At 68.4% G+C, this 18975-nt stretch carries 21 protein-coding genes; 10 read left to right on the plus strand and 11 right to left on the minus strand.

Annotated features, from left to right (window positions below):
- Positions 1-51 precede the first annotated feature (51 nt).
- Positions 52-453: a DUF4279 domain-containing protein gene (locus ACZ3HL_RS14590; protein WP_465421438.1), complete on the minus strand. Its 402-nt coding sequence runs from the start codon at positions 451-453 to the stop codon at positions 52-54.
- A gap of 36 nt (positions 454-489) precedes the next feature.
- Between ACZ3HL_RS14590 and ACZ3HL_RS14595 the strand changes: the two genes are divergently transcribed.
- Together ACZ3HL_RS14595 and ACZ3HL_RS14600 are read left to right on the plus strand one after the other, a co-directional pair.
- Positions 490-882: a pyridoxamine 5'-phosphate oxidase family protein gene (locus ACZ3HL_RS14595; protein WP_465421434.1), complete on the plus strand. Its 393-nt coding sequence runs from the start codon at positions 490-492 to the stop codon at positions 880-882.
- Positions 883-916: 34 nt separating this feature from the next.
- Entirely contained in the window at positions 917-1444 is a 528-nt protein-coding gene (locus ACZ3HL_RS14600; protein WP_465531326.1) for a GNAT family N-acetyltransferase, read from the plus strand.
- A 160-nt stretch (positions 1445-1604) separates the two neighbouring features.
- Here ACZ3HL_RS14600 and ACZ3HL_RS14605 read toward each other — a convergent pair whose 3' ends face one another.
- From ACZ3HL_RS14605 to ACZ3HL_RS14615, 3 genes are all read right to left on the minus strand, one after another.
- Positions 1605-1943: an MmcQ/YjbR family DNA-binding protein gene (locus ACZ3HL_RS14605; RefSeq protein ID WP_465421430.1), complete on the minus strand. Its 339-nt coding sequence runs from the start codon at positions 1941-1943 to the stop codon at positions 1605-1607.
- Positions 1944-2055: 112 nt separating this feature from the next.
- Positions 2056-3741 carry a bifunctional metallophosphatase/5'-nucleotidase gene (locus ACZ3HL_RS14610; RefSeq protein ID WP_465531328.1) on the minus strand — a complete coding sequence of 562 codons (1686 nt, stop codon included), beginning with the start codon at positions 3739-3741 and terminating at the stop codon, positions 2056-2058.
- 83 nt (positions 3742-3824) lie between these two features.
- Entirely contained in the window at positions 3825-4301 is a 477-nt protein-coding gene (locus ACZ3HL_RS14615) for a GNAT family N-acetyltransferase (protein WP_465421425.1), read from the minus strand.
- Between the two features lie 150 nt (positions 4302-4451).
- On the opposite strand from ACZ3HL_RS14615, the gene ACZ3HL_RS14620 reads away from it, so the two are divergent.
- Complete coding sequence (locus ACZ3HL_RS14620; protein ID WP_465421423.1) at positions 4452-5099, plus strand: VanZ family protein; 648 nt, start codon at positions 4452-4454, stop codon at positions 5097-5099.
- Here ACZ3HL_RS14620 and ACZ3HL_RS14625 read toward each other — a convergent pair.
- Together ACZ3HL_RS14625 and ACZ3HL_RS14630 are read right to left on the minus strand one after the other, a co-directional pair.
- Positions 5040-5216, minus strand: coding sequence for a hypothetical protein (locus tag ACZ3HL_RS14625; protein ID WP_192747174.1), 177 nt, complete (start codon positions 5214-5216; stop codon positions 5040-5042). The two genes, ACZ3HL_RS14620 and ACZ3HL_RS14625, sit on opposite strands and share 60 nt — an antisense overlap.
- Positions 5217-5312: 96 nt before the next feature.
- The gene (locus ACZ3HL_RS14630; protein WP_465531330.1) at positions 5313-5966 is read right to left on the minus strand and encodes a class I SAM-dependent methyltransferase; all 654 of its coding nucleotides are present in this window, start codon (positions 5964-5966) and stop codon (positions 5313-5315) included.
- A 28-nt stretch (positions 5967-5994) separates the two neighbouring features.
- On the opposite strand from ACZ3HL_RS14630, the gene mug reads away from it, so the two are divergent.
- From mug to ACZ3HL_RS14660, 6 genes are all read left to right on the plus strand, one after another.
- A complete protein-coding gene (gene mug / locus ACZ3HL_RS14635; RefSeq protein ID WP_465421418.1) occupies positions 5995-6561 on the plus strand; it encodes a G/U mismatch-specific DNA glycosylase in 567 nt (188 codons plus the stop codon).
- 282 nt (positions 6562-6843) lie between these two features.
- Entirely contained in the window at positions 6844-7644 is an 801-nt protein-coding gene (locus ACZ3HL_RS14640) for a response regulator transcription factor (protein WP_465531332.1), read from the plus strand.
- Between the two features lie 139 nt (positions 7645-7783).
- The gene (locus ACZ3HL_RS14645) at positions 7784-9628 is read left to right on the plus strand and encodes an acyl-CoA dehydrogenase (RefSeq protein ID WP_465531334.1); all 1845 of its coding nucleotides are present in this window, start codon (positions 7784-7786) and stop codon (positions 9626-9628) included.
- Between the two features lie 124 nt (positions 9629-9752).
- Positions 9753-10028, plus strand: a complete 276-nt coding sequence (locus ACZ3HL_RS14650) for a GlsB/YeaQ/YmgE family stress response membrane protein (RefSeq protein WP_465421413.1) — start codon at positions 9753-9755, stop codon at positions 10026-10028.
- A 71-nt stretch (positions 10029-10099) separates the two neighbouring features.
- Positions 10100-10396 carry a GlsB/YeaQ/YmgE family stress response membrane protein gene (locus tag ACZ3HL_RS14655; RefSeq protein ID WP_465421411.1) on the plus strand — a complete coding sequence of 99 codons (297 nt, stop codon included), beginning with the start codon at positions 10100-10102 and terminating at the stop codon, positions 10394-10396.
- A gap of 31 nt (positions 10397-10427) precedes the next feature.
- On the plus strand, positions 10428-11144 hold the full coding sequence (locus ACZ3HL_RS14660) for a leucine-rich repeat domain-containing protein (RefSeq protein WP_465531336.1): 717 nt from the start codon (positions 10428-10430) through the stop codon (positions 11142-11144).
- 4 nt (positions 11145-11148) lie between these two features.
- Here the strand turns inward: ACZ3HL_RS14660 and ACZ3HL_RS14665 are convergent, their stop codons facing one another.
- The 3 genes from ACZ3HL_RS14665 to ACZ3HL_RS14675 are packed head-to-tail and all read right to left on the minus strand — an operon-like array spanning position 11149 to position 15147.
- On the minus strand, positions 11149-12978 hold the full coding sequence (locus ACZ3HL_RS14665) for a VanW family protein (RefSeq protein WP_465531338.1): 1830 nt from the start codon (positions 12976-12978) through the stop codon (positions 11149-11151).
- Between the two features lie 26 nt (positions 12979-13004).
- A complete protein-coding gene (locus ACZ3HL_RS14670; RefSeq protein WP_007032412.1) occupies positions 13005-13298 on the minus strand; it encodes a GroES family chaperonin in 294 nt (97 codons plus the stop codon).
- Between the two features lie 40 nt (positions 13299-13338).
- Complete coding sequence (locus tag ACZ3HL_RS14675; protein ID WP_465531627.1) at positions 13339-15147, minus strand: NHL domain-containing thioredoxin family protein; 1809 nt, start codon at positions 15145-15147, stop codon at positions 13339-13341.
- A 179-nt stretch (positions 15148-15326) separates the two neighbouring features.
- Between ACZ3HL_RS14675 and ACZ3HL_RS14680 the strand changes: the two genes are divergently transcribed.
- A complete protein-coding gene (locus ACZ3HL_RS14680; protein ID WP_465421405.1) occupies positions 15327-15896 on the plus strand; it encodes a hypothetical protein in 570 nt (189 codons plus the stop codon).
- On the opposite strand, the gene ACZ3HL_RS14685 is transcribed toward ACZ3HL_RS14680, so the two are convergent.
- Positions 15863-16360, minus strand: a complete 498-nt coding sequence (locus tag ACZ3HL_RS14685; protein WP_465531340.1) for an SRPBCC family protein — start codon at positions 16358-16360, stop codon at positions 15863-15865. The genes ACZ3HL_RS14680 and ACZ3HL_RS14685 overlap by 34 nt on opposite strands.
- A 35-nt stretch (positions 16361-16395) precedes the next feature.
- Positions 16396-18741, minus strand: coding sequence for an oxidoreductase (locus tag ACZ3HL_RS14690; RefSeq protein ID WP_465531342.1), 2346 nt, complete (start codon positions 18739-18741; stop codon positions 16396-16398).
- Positions 18742-18975: the final 234 nt, after the last annotated feature.

An 18975-nucleotide genomic window follows, 5' to 3' on the forward strand; every position in this document is an offset into this window, starting at 1 on the left:
CACCATCCCACCATCTTCGGCGTTCCCGCCGCGCACCGGACCGGCCGAAGCTCATTCGCTGAGGTCGTACTCGTCGACGTCGAGCGCGGCGGCGGCTTCGGTGAGGAACGCGAGCACGGCCGGCGAGAGGTGCCAGCCGAACTCCTCGCCGCCGTCACGGTGATGGAAGTAGCGCACCACCTGCAGCACCGCGCTCGCCCCCTCGTCCACCAGCTTCCGGATCTCCGGACGGACCGGGGCGAGCCTGCCGATCACGCTCTCGATCTGGTCGTCGACCGGTTCCGAACCGCGATGCGTCACCTTCCAGGCGTGCATCCGCGGCAACCGGTGTTCGGCGGACCGCGAGCCCAGTACCAGGGCCTCGTCGGGCTCCATGCCGAGCCGCGCGGTGATCTCCCCGGCGGACACGGTTTCGCTCTTCAAGGCGAAGTAGCAGTACTGGTGGACCTTCATACGCCCGGCACCCTAGCTTTCGGGCAGGCTGACCTGGTGAAACGTGATCAATCGCTTATCGAACGGCTCGCCAGGGAGCGCAACGCCTGGTTGTGCACGCTCCGTGCGGACGGATCGCCGCACGTCACGCCGGTGTGGTTCGTGTACCTCGACGACGTCTTCTGGATCGGCAGCGGCGAGCGGAACGTGAAGGTACGCAACGCCGGCAACGATCCTCGCGTCAGCATCGCACTGGAGGACGGCGACGCGCCGGTTGTCGCCGAAGGCCTGGCACGCGTCCACCGCGGAACCCTGCGCGAGGACGTTTTGGCGGCCCTGTCGGCGAAGTACGACGGCTGGGCGGCGGGCGTGGAGATCGAGCCGTTCGGCGCCAGGGTGCTGCTGGAAGTCCCCGTTAAGCGGTGGCTGCTCGCAGGTGTCGCCCAATAGTCTGGAAAGTCCGATACCGATCTTGGGATGGACGATGCTGACCGGTGAACTGATCCGCTTGCGCCCGCTGGAACCCGAGGACGCGGACACGCTGTGGCGCTGGCACAACGACCCGGAGGTCACGCGCTGGCTGACCGCCGACCACCCGGAATCCCTCGCCCAGATCCGCGAGCGCTTCGCCCACCGGAAGCCCAACAGCTTCAGCCAGGTGAACTTCGCGATCGAGAGCCTCGCCGTCGGCACGCTGATCGGCACCTGCACCCTGCGTGACGCCACGCCGGAGAGCGGCCGCGCGGAGCTCGACATCTACCTCGGCGAGAAGGACCACTGGGGCGGCGGCTACGGGACCGACGCCATGCGCACGCTCTGCCGCTACGGCTTCGACATGATGCGGCTGCACATGATCGCGCTGTGGGTCGTGGTCGACAACGAGGCCGCGATCCACGTCTACAAGAAGATCGGGTTCCAGGTGGACGGCAGGCACCGGCAGTCGTTCCGCGGCCGGAACGGCCAGTGGCACGACGAGTACCTGATGAGTCTGCTCGAAGGTGAACTCCGCTAGGGCGCGTTTCATCAGCCAAGTTCGCGGTCTCCGCGCCCAGGCGGCCCCTGACGGCACGGGCGGACGCGGCCGAGTACGACCCGGTACGAGGCCGATCCGCCCGCACCGCCAGGAACCACCTGGATCACGAAGCCCATCGAACAGGCAGATGAAACACGCCCTAGTCGTTCAGTCCTTTCGTGAGCCTGGCGGGTGCTTTCATCCGCCAGGCATCCTCGATGAGTTCGCGCAGCTGCGTCTTCTCGGCCTTCTCCAGGTCGACGAGGATCGCGCCGTAGCCGTCGTAATGCGGCGTGGTGAAGTACGCGGGGTCGCCGGAGGCCAGCAGTGCCTCCTTCTCCGCGTGCTCGCACAGCAGCATCAGCCCGCCCTCGGCCTCGGTGCGCAGCCGGGCGAAGCTCTTGCCCGCGACCTTGAGCGACGGCGTGCGGTACGAAGTGGACTCCTCGACCTCGGGCAGCCTGCCCGCCAGTTCCACGACTTCTTCCCAGGTCGTCATGGCGGCCATTGTGCCCTGGGTCACTGACAAATCCACCCCGTGGATGTCAGGAAAGGGTCGTTCAGGACGAAAAACGTCAGGAACGACCCTTTCACGACACCCGCGAGAGCAGCTACGGCACGACGGTGATCCGGTCCGCGGCAGGCGGCGCGATACCCGGGTGCGCCCCGAAGTACGCGATCAGCGCGTCCAGGTCCACCGGACCACCCGACAGATCGGTCCCCTTCGTGAACTCGGTGAAGCCGTCCCCGCCGGCGGCGAGGAAGTTGTTCACCGAGACGCGGTACGACGCCGCCGGGTCGATCGGCGTGCCGTCGAGCGTCAGGTTCGAGACACGTGCCCCCTGGGCCGCCGACGCCGAGTACGAGTACTTGAGCGACTTCGAGATCTGCAGGATCCGCACGACCCCGTTGGCCTGCCACTGCTGTTCGAGCACGTTCTTCAGGTCGGCCCCGGTGAGCGTGATCGTCTGCATGATGTTCGCGAACGGCTGCACGGCGAACGCCTCGCCGTAGGTCACGACGCCGTCGCCCTCGCCGGCGGGCGAGGACAGGAAGGTGAAGTCCGTGCGGATGCCGCCCGGGTTCGTCATGGCGATCTGCGCGCCGTTCGACTTCGTGGCTTCGAGCTGGGCGTCCGCGATGACGTCGCCGAGCGGCGATTCGCCGGAGGGGGCGCCCTTGGCGACCAGATCCGCGGTGATGGTGCCGACGGCCTTGTTCGCGATCGGCGCGGCCTTGACCTTGGCCTCGTCGATCAGGTCCTGGACACCACGGTCCGGCTTGACGTCTTGGGTGACGATCTGGTTGTGCGCCTTGGTCTCGCCACGGACGACATCGAGGGTGCGGCGGTCGATCTTCAGGTCGACGACCGACAGCAGGCGGCCGAACGACGCGCCCTGGATCACCGGGCGAGGCTTGCCCTCGGGGTCGTTGATCACGCAGTTGTACTGCTGGTGGCTGTGCCCGGTGAAGATGGCGTCCACTTTGGACGTCACCTTCCGCGCGATCGCGGTCGCGGCGCCCGGTTTGACCTTGCATTCGTCCGGACCGGCGGTCTCGGAGTTGTCGCCCTGGTGCAGCAGCACGACCTGCGCCTTGACGCCGAACATGTCGAGCATCTTGGCGGTGCGGTCGATGGCCTGGACCTCTTCGCCGAACTTCAGGCCCTTGATCGCCTCCGGGGTGACGACCTGCGGCAGATCCTTCAGCGTCGCGCCGATGACACCGATCGGGACGCCGCCGGAGAACTCGATGCTGAACGGCAGCAGCGCGGGGAAGCCGTTCTCGTAGTACACATTGGACCCGAGGAAGGGGAAGTTCGCGCCCTTGAAGGACTCGCGGAACTGGCAGCCGTCGGCCGGGTGGCAGCCGCCGTGCTGCATCCGGCGGAGTTCCTGCAGACCCTCGTCGAATTCGTGGTTGCCCACCACGGAAGCCTCGACACCGAGCTGGTTCAGCAGTTCGACGGTCGGCTCGTCGTGGAACAGCGCCGAGATCACCGGCGACGCGCCGATACTGTCGCCGGCCGAAAGGACGACCGAGTTGCGTACTTCGCCGCGAAGCTTCTTCAGGTGCGTCGCGAGGTAGGCGGCACCGCCCGCGTTGACGGTCTTGCCGTCGGGGAGCGTGACACGGCCGCTCGAACCGGACGGCGGTTCGAGGTTGCCGTGCAGATCGTTGAAGGTGATCAGCCGGACGTCGGTGGTCGCCGACGTGGCGGACGCGGGCGCGGCGACGGCGGCCAGCGCGGTCAGCGCGGCACCGGCGACCACGGCCAGCCGGGTAGAGAGTTTCATGCTTCCTCCGATTCGCACGGCGGTGGAGTCTGCCTTGCGGATTTGACCTTCACCAGGGGAGAAAGCAGGACGATAGGCAAACGTCACATGGCGACCGGCAGATAGAGACGTTCGCGCCGCCGGGTGACGTCGTTCGGCATCGGCTCCAGTTCCCCCGTCGCGATGAAACCGAGCCGCAGATACAACCGCCGCGCGTGGTCGTTGTCCTCCGCGACGTGCAGCCACACCTCGCGCGCACCGTCTTCCTCGGCGGCCGACCGCACTTCACCCATCAGCCTGGTGCCCAATCCCCGGCGACGGGCTTCGGGCGCGACCCACATCGAATAGAGGATCCAGCCGTCGTCGCGCGCCCGCCCGGCGACGAGACCCACCGCGCGCCCGTCGTCGAAGGCGGCGAACCAGACGTCCCCGGCCAGCTTCGCGAGCCACTCCTCGTCGGACTGCGCGCGTTCGGCCGCGGCGATCGAGCCGTAGTTCTCGGGCGTGTCCGTCAGGGCACGCAGGCGGATCTCACGGAAGACGTCGAGGTCCGCGGGGATGAGCCGTCGAACGAGCACCATCCAGGCAGAATCCCACGTCCGACGGCGGATCAGGGATCGAATATCGCCGATCGGCCAAGACCGGGGTCGGCCACTCGGCCGATCCGGCCCCGGCGGCGGCGGCCCTTCGACCGAAGTGGCCGCACCCGGCTGATCCATAACGTCGTGGTCATGACGAACGCACAGGTCACCGCCCTGCAGTACGGCTTGATCGGCTTCTTCGCGCTCTGGGCGACGGTGCTGATCCCGCAGCTGATCGTCCTGCACGCGCGGCACGGCCGGGTGCGGCTTCGTCCCGTTCTGACCACGGCCGCCGTGCTGCTCTACGTCACCATGACCCTGGCGGTGACCTTCCTGCCGCTGCCCGGCCCCGGCGCCCGACGGCTGAGCCAGACCGTGCAGCTGAACCCGTTCCAGTGGGTCACCGACATCCACACCGAACTGCTCAAGCACGGGCTGCCGATGGCCGACTGGTTCACCACCCAGACCTTCCAGCAGGCCACCATGAACGTGCTGCTGTTCGTCCCGCTCGGCTTCTTCGCCAGGACCCTCTGGAAACGCGGCCTCATCGGCACGACGCTGATCGGGCTCGCCGCGTCGCTGCTGATCGAGATCACGCAGCTGACCGCGAACTTCGGCACCGCGCCCTACGTCTACCGGATCTTCGACGTCGACGACCTGCTCAACAACACCGGTGGCGCGATGCTCGGCTGGATCGCCGGGGCGCTGCTGCTCAGCCTCGTGCGGAAGCCCGTTCCCTCAACGGTCGAGATGCAGCCGCTGCGTGGCGAGCGGGTCGACCTCGCCCAGGTCCGCTAGCCTCGCCTGCCGTCGCTGGGCCGCGCGCCGCGCGGCCCGCCGGTCTTCCGCGATCACCAGCACGGTGGCCACCACGAAGATCAACGCGACCAGGCCGAGGATGAGCGAAAGCTGCAAAACGCCTCCTCGATACGACCTTGTGTGCGAGATCACAAACAGTACGCACATCGTGGTGAGTTGACCACCCCTTGAGACGAAAGTGGGTGTCCCAGGTCACGCGGGGGTCGCCGAGAACCAGGTTCGGTCGTCGCTATGCCAGCGCTCGAAAACCAGGCCCGCCCTGGTCAGTGCGGTGTTCAGCGCCTCCGCGTCCAGCCGGCGGCAGGTGAAGGGCTGGCTCCAGGACCGGCCCGCCGCCGAGTACCGCACGACGGCCGACAGCAGGTCGCCGTCGCGGACGACCTGGTCGAGCCGGACGCCGACCCGGCCGAGCGTGCCGCCCTGGCCATCGCGCACCGACTCGAACCACCGCGGCGGATGCCATTCGACGAGCACCCGGCCGCCGGGTGCGACATGGGCGCGAGCGGTGGACAGGAAGGCCTCGCGATCGACCGCGGAGGCGGTGTTGACCAGGTGGCTGCCCAGCAGTACCGCGTCGAAGACCCGTTCGAGCCGCAGTTCCTCGATCTTCGAACACACCTTGTCCGCGCGGACGTGGGCGAGCATCTCCGGCGAGTCGTCCACCGCGACCACCTGATGCCCCAGGTCCAGCAGCGCGTGCGTGATCCGCCCGGTGCCGCTGCCGAGCTCCAGGATCGAGGCGCCTTCCGGGATCGCCGCGTGCACGATCCCCGGCTCGTCGCCGGGCGGCAGCAGCCGGTACACCTCGACCGCGCAGCCGTCGGCCGTGAACGCCCCCTGATCCATACCCGCCAGCGTGCCGGAAACTGGCGGGGTGAGGACCAAACCGACCAAGGACGAGCTGGCCGCCGCCTACGGCAAGACCATCGACGACGTCATCGCGCCCGATCTGGACGTGCTGTTCTGCGGGATCAACCCTGGTCTCTACTCGGGCGCGCTCGGCCTGCACTTCGCCAGGCCGGGGAACCGGTTCTGGCCCGCGCTGCACCGCGGCGGTTTCACCCCGCGCCTGCTCGATCCCAGCGAGCAGCACGAGCTGCTCGGCCTGGGCCTGGGCATCACGAACGTCGTCGCGCGGACGACGGCGCGGGCCGACGAGCTGACCCCGGACGAATTCCGCGAAGGCGGGCGCCTCCTCACGGCGAGGGTCGCCGAATACCGGCCACGCTGGCTCGCCGTGGTCGGGATCACGGCCTTCCGGACAGCGTTCGGCCTGCCGAAGGCGAAGGTCGGCCCGCAGGACGGCGAGATCGGCGGGGCACGGGTCTGGGTCCTGCCCAATCCCAGCGGGCTGAACGCGCATTGGACGCCCGCGGCGCTCGGAGACGAATTCGGCCGGCTCTTTAATCGAGCACGGTGTGCCGAAGTCCACTCTGAGTAGTGAACCCGTCAGGTTTTACCCTCGGCGCGCTCATTCGAGCCAGAGATCCACAACCAGCTGATACGCAGAGTTTGCCGCGACGAGGCGATACATCTATGAGGGGGATATCGCGTCACGTGCTCCGGCCTACTGACTCGTAATAGTTACGAGGTGTCATCTCTGTCCGGTCCCGCAGGGGGGACCGGTTGACGAGGGTGACCACGCCGGGGGGCGGTGGTCACCGAATGGGCTCACGAGCCCTCTCGTCCGGAGATGGCGGGCAGGAAAACGGAGGGGTCCGTGATGCGAAGCATCGAGCCGAACCGAACGCAGGCCGGCAGGCCTGGTGGACTGTCACCAGGCGGCCGCGGACTCGGTGTGGCCGCCGTCGATCCGATCCCGATCTTCTGCGAGGGCCTGAGCTCGCTGGTCCACCGCACACCGGGCCTGCAGTGGCTCGGGCACGCGTCGAGCCACCACGCGGCACTCCAGCTGTGCGAACAGCTCAAACCGGACGTCATCGTGCTGGATTCGGCGCTCGACCCGAACTGCCACCTGTCCCGCCTGCTCAGCGGCGGCGACCCGGCGCTGGTCATCATCACGATGATCCGCGACACCAACCGCACGCAGCAGTACCTCGCCGCGGCGATCGCGGCGGGTGTGCACGCGATCGTGCCGCGGGCGACCGACGGGCGGCACCTGGCCGAGGCGATCCGGCGCGCGCACAGCGACCGCCGGTACATCGACCCGACGCTGGCGGCGCTGACCGCGCGGCCGAAACGCCAGCCCATGGTCCCGAAGCCGGGCGACGCCCCCAAACCGGCGACCGCGCGCGGCCTGATGCCGCTCTCCCGCCGCGAATACCAGGTCCTGCAGCTGGTGGCGGAGGGGCTGGAGAACTCCGGGATCGCCAAGATCCTGTTCCTGTCCGTGGAAACGGTGCGGACGCACGTCAAGAGCATCTTGCGCAAGCTTTCCGCCCGCGACCGGACACACGCGGTGACCATCGCGTTCCGCTCCGGCATCCTGGTCACGAACCCCGACGACGCGCACACCGCGGCCGAGCCGCCCGCGACCACTTCGATCGCGCCGTCATCCCGCTGAGACCCCCCGTATTGCTGATTTACACATCACAACAGTGGCCATTCACTTGCCGCCGGTTACCCACAGGTAATATCCTGAAGTTACCGGCGAGTAGGGGACGTGTGCCCGGCCGGGGAGCCGAACACATTGGAGTGACGAAATGGGCCACTACAAGAGCAACGTCCGAGACCTGGAGTTCAACCTCTTCGAGGTACTCGGCGTGCAGGACCGCCTCGGCAAGGGCGTCCTCGCGGAATCCGACGAGGAGACCGCCCGCGGCGTGCTGACCGAGCTGAACAAGCTCGCTTCCGGTCCCCTCGCCGACTCGTACGCCGACGCGGACCGCAACCCGCCGGTGTACGACCCGAAGACCTTCTCGGTGAAGATCCCCGAGTCGTTCAAGAAGAGCTACCAGGCGCTGATGGACGGCGAATGGTGGCGGCTGGGCCTGCCGAACGAGCTGGGCGGCTTCGGCCTGCCCCCGACCGTGCAGTGGGCCGCGGCCGAGCTGATCCTCGGTGCCAACGCGCCGCTGTTCATGTACATGGCGGGCCCGAACTTCGCCGGCATCGTCGACAAGAACGGCACCGACGAGCAGAAGCGCTGGGCGCAGATCATGATCGACCGCGGCTGGGGCGCCACCATGGTGCTCACCGAGCCCGACGCCGGTTCCGACGTCGGCGCCGGCCGCGCCAAGGCCGTCAAGCAGGAGGACGGCTCCTGGCACATCGACGGCGTGAAGCGGTTCATCACCTCGGCCGAGAACGACATGGTCGAGAACATCATGCACCTGGTGCTGGCGCGTCCCGAGGGCCCCGGCATCGAGACCAAGCCCGGCACCAAGGGCCTTTCGCTCTTCCTCGTGCCGAAGTTTCACTTCGACGGCGAGACCGGTGAGCTGGGCGAGCGCAACGGCGCCTTCGTCACCAACGTCGAGCACAAGATGGGCATCAAGGCCTCCACCACCTGCGAGCTGACCTTCGGCCAGCACGGCACCCCCGCCAAGGGCTGGCTGCTCGGCGAGGTGCACGACGGCATCGCCCAGATGTTCCAGGTCATCGAGTACGCCCGCATGATGGTCGGCACGAAGGCCATCGCGACGCTGTCGACCGGCTACCTCAACGCGCTCGAGTACGCCAAGGAGCGCGTCCAGGGCGCCGACCTGCCGAACATGCTGAACAAGGCGGCGCCGCGCGTCACCATCACCCACCACCCGGACGTCCGCCGCTCCCTGATGCTGCAGAAGGCGTACGCCGAGGGCCTGCGCGCGGTGTACCTCTACACGGCGACCTTCCAGGACCAGGTGTGGACCGGCGAGGGTGACGAGGCTTCGCAGAAGATCGCGCACGGCGTCAACGACCTGCTGCTGCCGATCGTCAAGGGCGTCGGCTCCGAGCGCGCGACCGAGCAGCTCGTGCAGTCGCTGCAGACCCTCGGCGGGTCGGGCTTCCTGCAGGACTACCCGATCGAGCAGTACATCCGTGACGCGAAGATCGACTCGCTGTACGAAGGCACCACGGCCATCCAGTCGCTGGACTTCTTCTTCCGCAAGATCGTCCGCGACAAGGGCGCTTCGCTGGCCTACCTTGCCGGGGAGATCACGAAGACCATCGAGTCGGAGATCGGCAACGGGCGGCTCAAGAACGAGCGCGGTCTGCTCAAGCAGGCGCTCGAGGACACCCAGGGCATGCTCGGCTCGCTGATCGGCTACCTGACCTCTTCGCAGGAAGACCCGCAGAACATCAACAAGGTCGGCCAGCACACGGTCCGCCTGCTGATGTCGGTCGGCGACCTGCTCATCGGCTGGCAGCTCATCAAGCACGCCGAGGTCGCCATCGGCAAGCTCGACGCGGGCGCGTCGGCGAAGGACGTCCCGTTCTACGAGGGCAAGCTCGCCGTGGCGTCGTTCTTCGCCAAGAGCGTGCTGCCGGAGCTGACGTCGCGCCGCGCGATCGTCGAGGCCGCCGACAACAGCCTCATGGAGATCCCCGAAGCCGCGTTCTAAACGGTTTCGTGACGAAGAGCCCTCTCCGGTCCGGAGGGGGCTCTTCGTGGTTTCGAGGAGGATTCCCGGGGGCATTTCCGTGCTGAGTCCGCCCGTTGGCGGAGACCTCGGCAAAGGAGTGTCAATGACAATCACCGGCATCATCACGGCGATCGTGGTCGGTTTGATCCTCGGGGTGCTCGGCAGGTTCTTCGCGCCCGGCAAGCAGTCCATCCCGATCTGGCTGACCATCGTGGTCGGTATCGTCGCCGCCTTCATCGGCACGGCGATCGCCCGTGGACTCGGCTACGCGGACACGAAGGGCTTCGACTGGCTCGAACTCATCACCCAGATCGTCGTCGCCGGTATCGGGGTGACCCTGGCCGCGAACCTCTACGGACGCCGCGGTGTCACCCGGTAAGGGGGCTTGAGGCGCGACGAGCCCGAATCGGTGTCACCGTGGGCTCATCGATCTCCAGCGAAGGAGGAACCATGTTGGGTGGCCTTTGGGGCATCATCACCACGATCGTGGTCGGGTTGATCCTCGGCGTCATCGGCCGGATGATCGCGCCCGGCGATCAGAAGATCCCGATGTGGCTGACGATCATCGTCGGCATCATCGCCGCGTTCATCGGCAACTGGCTCGCCGGTGTGTTCGGTGTCCGTGACACCCCGGGCATCGACTGGATCCGCCACGCCTTCCAGGTCGGCGCGGCCATCATCGGTGTGATCGGGGCGGCCGCGATCTACGCGAAGGTCAAGGGCGGCGGGCACCGCACCGTGACCTGACCAGGGCTGGTATCGCCTACGGTCGGCCCCTGTGACCACTCGACTCGAACTCGGTGGCCAGGGGCTGACCTCCCTGCGCGGCCTCCCCCTCCCCGCCTCGCTCGAATTCCTGGACCTGTACGACAACCGGCTGACGTCCGTTCCCGGCCGGCTCTGGTCGCTTTCCGGGCTCCGGGTGCTGAATCTGGCCGCCAACCGGCTGACCGCCATCTCTCCCGCGATCGGCGCCCTGCGAAATCTGCACACCCTGGATCTGGGGCACAACGAGCTTTCGACCCTCCCGGACGAACTCGGCGAGCTGTCCGGGCTGACGGAATACCTCTACCTGAGCGACAACCGGCTCACCGAATTCCCCACCGCGCTCTGTTCGCTCGGGCGGCTGAAATACCTGGGCTGCACGGACAATCGCATCCCCACGCTTCCGGGAGATCTCTCCGGGCTGGCCTCGTTGCGTGAACTTCGCCTGTACGGCAACGGGTTGACCGAACTGCCGGAGTCGATCGGAACGCTTTCCGCGTTACGCGAACTGCATCTGCGGAAGAACCTGCTGACCTCCTTGCCGTCCTCCCTCGGTGAGCTGAGCGAGCTGCGTCAGCTGGATCTGCGCGAGAACAAGCTGACCTCGCTGCCGTCGTCCATCGCCCGGCTGTCCAAATTGGACAAACTGGATCTGCGCTGGAACAAGGAGCTCCGGGAGCCGCCGTGGCTCGCGGACTTCGAGGCGCGCGGCTGCATGGTGCTGCGGTGAGCACTCAGGCGCAGATGACCGCGGCCCGCGGCGCGTAGGTCGCGTTGCGGGTCTCCCGGCGGACCTCGGTCCCGGTGACGACGTCGATCAGCACGCGGGTGTCCGACGTGCCGAACCCGGCCGCACCGGGATCGGGTACGCAACCCGGGCCCGACCCCATCCGCACCGGCTGGGGGACGTAGGAGTGCCGCTCGCCGGCGACGCTCTGCACCGAGAACCGTTTGGTACCCCAGATCCGCACGGTCACCGAACCGTTGGCGGGAAGCACCTGGATCGCGATCCCGGTCGGGGCATCGTTGATGATCTGCAGCTCGACCGGCGAGCCGTCGTCGTCGATCGCCTTGACGTCACGTGCGACCGGATAGCGGTCGAGGTAGTGGTCGTGCTCCAGGTGCCCGCCGTCGGCCAGCCCCGCCAGGTACGCGGCGTTGTAGAGCGTCGTCGCGAGCTGGGAGACACCGCCGCCGACCACGACCGGGCCGGTGCCGTCTTCGTTCACGGGGGCGGGGACGTAGCCCGCGTCCGCGGTCCTCGCGCCGGAGCGCGCGCCGAGGCTGAACGTCTCGTTCGGCTTCACGATGGCGCCGGAGATCCTGCCCGCCAACGCCTGCACGTTCGTCATCGCCGGCCCGCTCAGACCCGACGTGGTGAATTCGCCGATGATCTCGTTGATGCCGAGGACGTTCGCCGCGTCGGTGCTGACGGCCGGGCTGCTGGCGTCGTAGACCGCCCTCAGCTCCCGCTCTTCGCTCTTCGCGAGCACCGAGGTCAGCGACGAGAACGTGAGGTCCCAGTTGACCTTCCGCGCGTCCTTCGACGGCTGCACCGCCGGCCTGCCGCCGACGAAGACGATCTGCGCGTCCGCCCCGTCGGTCTCGGTCTCCTTGAGCTGAGGCTGCGCGGCGGCGCGCAGTTTGCCCTGGTCGATGCGGACTTCGAGGTTGCCGTCGTCGCGTGCGGCGAACTGGAAGGACCCCGCGATCGTGTCCGGTTTCAGTGTCGCGTCCTTGCCTTCGCCGCGGATGACGAGCGGCTTCGCGACCGCGGGCACGACGATCTTGACGAGCGCGGCGTGCACGCCGGGCGAAGTCGCCTTCACGGGCGCGACGTTCACCTTGAACTCGACACCCTCGTCGCTCAGCCAGTGGTCCGTGACCGCGGTGACCGCCTCCTTGAGGTCGGCCACCGTCTGCCCGTTCCGCGGTTCGACCGCGGCCGGGACGACACCGCCGTCGGTGCCCGCGACGGGCTGGAACGTGATGTTCCCTTCGACCGGCGGCCGGTTCAGCTTCGCGGCGGCGAGGTCCGAAACGGCCTTTTCGAGCTTCGGCGCGTCGGTCCAGGTGACGACGCCGACCTCACGGCTGCTGAAGAACGACATCAGCCGCGTGTACGGGCTCAGCGGCTGATGCCCGGCGCGCCCCAGCGTCTGCGGCCAGTCCAAGCCCAGTCCGGACGACGTCGGGTACAGCACCGTCCGGACGTCACCCGCCCGCACCCGCACCGGCTCGATCAGCCTGGGCTCCAGCTCACGGCGGAGCTTCGACTCGGCCTCCTTGTGCGTGAGGCCGCCGACGTCGATCCCCGCGACCGTGACACCGCGTGGGACGTCCCCGGCGCTGACGATCAGATCGACCGCGTACGCGACCACGAAGAGGCCCATGAGCACCCCGGTGGCCATGAGCGCCTTGCCGAGCCCACGGCGCAGCTTCGACGCGGGCGTGGGTGGCGGATGCACCACCCTGTCGCCCTCGAAGAGCTCGTCCACCAGGCCCTGGTCGGAGTCCGGGAGAAGGTCGTCGGTGAACAGGTCGTCTTGGTCGTCGCGTGCCAACTCCCACCACCCCTCCCGTGGCCGAGCTACAAGTACAACCCCGTGCCGTGTTCGGTCCGTTCGGTCGCCACGGCGTGGATGTCGCGTTCCCGCATCACCAGGTGCCCCTCGCCCTGGATCTCGACCTCGTGCTGGTCGTCCGGGTTGAACAACACACGGTCGCCGGTCTTGACGTTCCGCACACTGTTGCCCACGCCCAGTACATCACCCCACGCGAGGCGCCGCGCGACCTGCGCGGTGGCGGGGATGACGATGCCGCCGGAACTCCGGCGCTCTCCGTCCTCGGGGGACAGCTTCACGAGCACCCTGTCCTGCAGCATCTGAATCTCGAGTTTCGGCCCGTCTGACACGAGTACGACTCTACTTACCCGGATCCCCCGCCATGACCAGGCTCAGCACGCTTTCTCCGCCCTTTTCGAACCGCACCGGCACGCCCCAGTCCTGGCGGGTGATGCGGCAAGCGGGATGCTCGCCTCCGTCGTCGCAGCTCGCGGCCTGCGCGACGACCTGCAGGACACCGCCGGAGACGCCCTCGGCGAAGCGGAGCTTGCGGAACAGATCCGTGCCCACCCCCGCGCCGTCGGCGAGCAGTTCCGGCGGCGACGCGCTGATCTCCAGCCGTGTCGACGGGCCGAACCGGTCATCGAGCTTCTCACCCGGTGGCGGGGTGAAGACGACGGAGAACTCCAGCTCACCCGGCGCCAGCACGGTCGGCGGACGGCGGACCGCGTGCGCGTCCCCCGCCACCGCCTGCTCGCCGAGCGGCACCGGCCCGATGCGGCCGCCCGCGGACTCGACGACCAGCAGTTCGCCGTCGTGCACGAGCAGGCCGGACGGCTCCGCGAGGCCGGTCGCGAGCGTGGTCACCTGCCGGGTGAGCGGGTCGTACCGGCGGATCGCGCCGTTGTAGGTGTCGGCGATCGCGATGGTGTCGCCGGGCAACACGGCGAGACCGAGCGGATGCTGCAGGAGCGCCTTGCCGGCGGGACCGTCGACGTGTCCGAAGGAGAACAGGTCGACGCCGACGGCGGTGTGCACGGTGAACGTCTCGCCCTCGGGCTGGATCCAGCGCAGCGCCGACGTCTCCGCGTCCGCGAGCCACAGTTTCTGCCCGTCGGGCGTGAGGCCGGATGTCTGCGCGAAGAACGCTTCGTGGACGTCGCCGTCACGCAAGCCCTCGACGGTGGTGCCGGCGAAGCGGCGGATGGTGCCCGAGACCGGCTCGAACACGCTCAGCGTGTGGTTGCCGGCCATGGCGACCACGACGCCGCCCGCGGGCCCCCACCAGGCGACGTCCCAGGGGCTGGTGAGGTCGATGTCGAGCGCCTTGCCGGTGTCGACGCCGTCGCGCCACTGGCGGCCGGTGCCGGCGACCGTGGAGACCTCACCGGTGATCAGGTCGATACCGCGCAGCCGGTGACCGGCCGTGTCGGCGACGACGGCGTGGTAACCCGCGCGCTCGGCGACCTCGTACGGCAACAGGGTGATCCCGGACGGCTCGGTGAAACTCGCCAGGTCGAACGGCCCGTCCTGCGCTCCGCGTTCTCCGCTGCCGAAGCGGCGGATGATCGTCTCGCCGTCGGACGCGAACTCGACGATGGAGTGGTTGCCGGTGTCGGCGACCAGGATGCGGCCCTCGGCGGTGGTCACGGCCTTGCTCGGGAAGCGCAGCTCGGTGCGCTGCTCCTCGGCCGGGACGTACGGGCTGCCGCCGCGGCGCAGCGTGCCCTTGGCCTCATGGGTGTCGACGAGGTCTGCGATCACCCGGCGCAGCGCCTCGGCGTGCCCCTCACCGGCGGCGACGTGGACGACGTAACCCTCGGGGTCGACGACGACCAGCGTCGGCCACGCCTTGACCGCGTACTGCGACCAGGTGGCCATCTTCGGGTCGTTGAGGACCGGGTGGTGCACCTCGTAGCGCCGCACGGCGGCCTCGATCGCGGCCACCTCGCCCTCGTGCAGGAATTTGGGCGAATGCACGCCGATCGTCACCAGGACATCGGCGAACTCGGCCTCCAGCGGGCGCAGCTCGTCCAGCACGTGCAGGCAGTTGACGCAGCCGCTGGTCCAGAAGTCCAGCAGGACGACGCGGCCGCGCAGCCCGGCGAGCGTGATCCGCTCGCCACCGGTGTTGAGCCACACGTCTCCGTCGAGCTCGGGCGCCCGCACGCGGGACTGCGTTCGTGGGGAAGTCACGCCATGAGTGAACTACACGCCCGGCCGTGCTGTTCCGAGGTCCAGGCGTTGAGAGGGCGAGCTCACCCCAGGGGAGGAGCCTCATGTGGGTGATGAGGGAGTGGTGTTAAAAGAGAAGGCGGCTTCGCGGTGGGCGATTTAGGCTCGAACACATGTCCACTGTTGAGCACGCCTTCACCATCGAGGAGGCACACGACCTCCAGGCGAGCTTGGCCGAACCCGTGCGTCCCGGGTTGAGCGAGGCCGAGCTCGACGACGTCGAAGCCCGCTTCGGTTTCCGGTTCGCCGCCGATCACCGCACGTTCCTGAGCGCGGGGGTGCCGATCGGCGACCGCTGGCCGGACTGGCGCTGCGGCAACCCCGACCAGCTGCGAAAACGCCTGGACTGGCCGGTCGACGGGGTACTTTACGACGTCGAACACAACGGCTTCTGGCTGCCGGACTGGGGCATGCGCCCGATCGACCTCGCCGACGCGCTCGCGCGAGCCCGCTCGCATCTGGCGCTCGCCCCGCAGCTGGTGCCCGTCTGCGGGCATCGCTATCTGCCCGGAATCGCCGGGAGCGCGGGATATCCGGTGCTGTCGGTGTATCAGACCGACATCGTCTACTACGGCTACGACCTGCGGGGATACCTGCGGCACGACTTCTGCGACCAGCCGTTGGGCCCGCCGCCGCCCGGCGGGCCTCGTCAGGTCGAGTTCTGGTCGCGGTTCGTGGAGTGAGCGGACTCGGCGGCGGCCTTCAGCCGGGCCAGCGTCGCGGCGATGTTCGCCCGGTTGGCGTCGCCCCGCTTCCAGACCCCGGTGAACAGCGACGTCGGCCCGCGCAGCCAGGCAGGCCGCCGGTCCCACGTGCTTTCGACGGCCACGCAACCGTCATCCGTCGCCTCGATGTCGTACTGCCAGCGCGAAACGGGAAGACCGGCGAACGTGGTCACCTCGAACGCGAACCGCTTGCCTTCGTCGGCGTCCGTGATCGTCGAGAGTGTGCTCCAGCGACGGATCCCGCGGCGGTTTCGGCCACGGAACCGCGCGCCGACGGCGGGCTCCTTCGCCGCACCGACCCATCGGTGCCCTTCGTACTCCTCGGCCATGTCCGCGAGGGCGCCCGGGTCGCTGACCAGGGCGTACACCTTCTCGGGCGGGGCGGCGATCGCGATCTTGCCGGTGGCGCTGCGCTGCGTCATGACATACCTCCGTACTGATGGTATGTGAAATACCCTCAGTTGTCGCGGCGGAGCATCCGGCTGATACCGGCCGCGACCGTCGTCGCCAGCACCCAGCCGGAGGCGGTGAACCCGGCCGCGACCCAGTTGTCCATACCGTGCATGTACCAGCGCGACTTGTTGCCGAAGTCGACGATCGGGACCAGGAGGTCGATCGTGTACAGCACCGGATTCCACTGCAGGCCGGTGTCGTCCTGGTTGACCAGGCACCGCGGCCCGCTCACCGTCAGCTTGGGATTGGTGACGCAGTCGTCGACCCCGAGCCCGAACCACAGGCTCCCCAGCACGAGCAGCGTCAGCAGCCAGCCGAGCGCGCGCACCGGACGGAAGCCGTAACCGACCATCGACCGCTGCAACCAGCTCCACACGTGCACGCCGGGACCGAAGAACTTGAAGCCCTTCGCGAGCGCCTCGTATCGGAACTGCTGTTTCTTCAGCAGCACCGTGGAGGCGTGCTCTTCATTACCGGACGCGCGTAGCGTCGCCGCCAGCTGGTCGTACGGTCCCGGGCGGTAGCCGTCCATCGCCTTGCGCAGCAACGCGATCCGATGGTCGATCGCCCGGTCGTCGTCGAGCGCGATGTCCTCTTGCAGTGCGTCGTAACGGAAATCCTCCAGCTCGATCCCGCTCGACGACGCCCAGAACGCCTCGTTGTCGCCCAGCGTCCCGCAATGCGCGCGCCGCAGCACGATCCGGCCGTCCGGCGGAACGCCGGGCGTGAGCAGGAATTCGTCGGCCGAGACGTCACTGCCGTCGAGCGCGATCCCGTGCTGCGGCAGGGAACCGAGCCGCGCGCCGCGGAAGTCGACGCGCCGCGCGACCTGTGCGCCGTCGAGGTTGACCCCGCCCTGCGCGACGAACGGGCGTTCCTTGTTCTCGGTGAGGATCAGGTCTCGGCCGATCCGCGCGGTGCGGACGTCCAGTGAATAGCTGGTGCGCGTGCGGGCGCCGGGCTCGGTCAGGCTCGTGCCGAAGAGGTTCACGCTGCCGCCGATCTCGGCGCCCTGCAACCGCAAAGTGCCCTGGACGGTCGCGTCGGTGAGCTGAAAGTTGCCCGCGACCTTCGCGCGCCGCGCGGAAAAGACGTCGCGGCGCGGGTGGAGGAACATCGAGTTCCACGCCAGCACGTTGCCGCCGACGGTGATGTCGGCCATGCGCAACTGCCCGGACGGCACGCGCAGGCTCGTCGCCTCCAGATCGCCGCCGATGGTCGTCCCGTCGAGGTGGATCGCGCGGTCGTAGTAAGGAATGCTTTGCCCGCGGACGACCTGGACCTCGGCACCGGCCAGCCGCAGCGAACCGCCGATCCGGGCGTTGACCATGCGCAGCGTCCCGGTCGCCTGCATACCGTCGCTCAGCTCGAGGTTCCCCTTGACCGTCGAGCGATCCGCGACCAGCGCCGGCCGCGGGTCGATGTACGGATCGTTCGACTTCCACGCGTCGACGACGATCGGCCCGGCCTGGTTCACCGAAAGCTTGGCCTCGCGCAAAATGATGTCACTGTCCACAGTGGCGCTCGGCAGGAACATGATCCCACTGGCGGAGAAGCGTTTCCGCTGCGCGGCGGGCCCGTAGTTGTCCACCTCGCACAGCAGGCTGCCGCCGATGTGGATCCCGTTGCCGTTGAGCGCGAAACCGTCCCGGTTGTTCAGTGTCGCGCCGGAGAAGTTGACGTTACCGCCGGCGCGCATGCCCGGGATGCGGACTTCCCCGTTGGCCACCAGCCGATACGCCAGCAGCGCACCGACGATGTTGACCCGGTCGGCCTGGATCGCCTTGCCACGCGGATGCGTGATCACCGTGCGGGTCAGCACGACCGAGCCCTCGATGACCGCGTCGGTGAGGTTGACCGCCGCGTTCGGCATCCCGCGCTCGCGATCGTCGCCGCGCTGGACCGTGGTCTCCTCGATCTCGTGCTCGGCGTCGACGTGCACGACACTGCGGATGAGGCGGACGTCGTTGCGGGTGCGGAGATTGCGCGCCTTGAGCCCGGGCAGCCAGCATTTGCGGAACACGAGCCCGAGCAGATGCGCCTCACGGACGTCCGGCGGATGCTCGAACCGGCACCGCTCGAACCGGAACAGATACTTGATGTCGGCCGCGCGCAGATCGAGCGTCCCGGTGATGTACGCGTCCTCGACCTGCACGATCGGCGCGTTGGTCGCCTGGCGACGCCAGCGGAGCAGCCCCGTCGTGCCCGGCTTCATCAGCTCGGACGCCGAGACCTCGTACCGCTTGTCGGGGTCCGGATCGAACGGGTCGAGCGGCGGCAACGACGTGTCGCCGTTCTGGTCGCCCTCCCCCGGATCGCGCGGCCCGTTGTTGCGCCGAAAACCCGGCATCGTCTCGCTTCCCTCCCCCGTCGTTCCCCGGCCACCAGCGAAGCCGATCACGCACGGGATTCGCAAGTGGCCCAGGCCAGTAGACCGGAACCTGCCACGGGCGTACGACGGCAGAACGGCCGCCGCGGGTTCCGGACCAGGCCGTTCGGGTCCACGTCGGTGATCTTGACCGGATCGGCCGCCGGGTCCGTGGTTCGCTGCTACGGTCACTCACCGCAGTCGGAGATGGACTAC

This window comes from Amycolatopsis sp. NPDC000009 (assembly GCF_055563465.1).